This window comes from Marinobacter sp. C1S70 (assembly GCF_000475355.1).
In the GTDB taxonomy this organism is placed as follows: domain Bacteria; phylum Pseudomonadota; class Gammaproteobacteria; order Pseudomonadales; family Oleiphilaceae; genus Marinobacter; species Marinobacter nauticus.
In genome coordinates this window covers 1-730 of the sequence record NZ_AXBW01000074.1, presented here as the reverse complement: position 1 = coordinate 730, position 730 = coordinate 1, and the positions used below count along the sequence as shown (strand labels likewise).

Sequence of the window (730 nt, the reverse complement as noted above, 5' to 3'; positions counted from 1 at the left end):
AAAATAAATGGCCATTGACATCTACTCAAATGAGCGGTTAAAAATGGGGGGATTACAGATCCACTACCCAGTTACGGCCTTCCCGGGCGCAATGCTGTCCGTATCGGACTGCCTGATGGGCAGAACGCCCCGGGCGAAAACCGTAGCTGTGTGGATGGAAGCGGGGTTCCCAGTCCTGCTGGATCACCTGAGCGATTGCTTGCTGGATAAAGCGGTCCAGCACCGTCGGGATGCCCAGAGGGCGGAAACCGCCGTTGGCTTTGGGGATGGTGACCCGCCGGACCGGTTTTGGTCGGTAGGTCTGCTGGAGCAGTTGCTGCCGGATCTCGGGCCAGTGTTGGCGCAGATAATCCGGCAGTTCATCCACGGTCATGCCGTCGATGCCCGGCGCTCCCTTGTTACGTCGAACCTGTTTCAGGGCGCGATTGAGGTTGTCCCTGCTCAATACACGCGCCATCCATGGTGAGGGTTGAACGGAGTGCGAGTGCTCCCGATTTCCGGTAACGGGTTCATCCCCTGGCTTTACCAGGGGCAGCGCAAGCTGCTTTACGGATGCCATCCCGTTCCCCTGCACGGATACTCGACTCCTGTCACTGTTCGGGCCTTCGGTTCACGGGCGAACCTACTATGCCCTCGGCTGATTTCTGCCACGCGATCAGAGGCGATCGCTCGTCTCTCAGTGGGTCCGTCCACACGTGGCAGACCTCCCGGGGTAAGGCACAGAGCTTTC

General features: G+C 59.5%; 1 protein-coding gene. It reads right to left on the bottom strand.

The features are described from left to right. Nucleotides 1-52: 52 nt before the first annotated feature. On the bottom strand, nt 53-559 hold the full coding sequence (locus Q669_RS17560) for a reverse transcriptase domain-containing protein (RefSeq protein ID WP_022993274.1): 507 nt from the start codon (nt 557-559) through the stop codon (nt 53-55). Nucleotides 560-730 lie beyond the last annotated feature (171 nt).

Coding starts and splice junctions, on each gene's coding strand:
- Q669_RS17560 (WP_022993274.1), bottom strand. CDS start 559: ATGGCATCCGTAAAGCAGCTTGCGCTGCCCCTGGTAAAGCCAGGGGAT.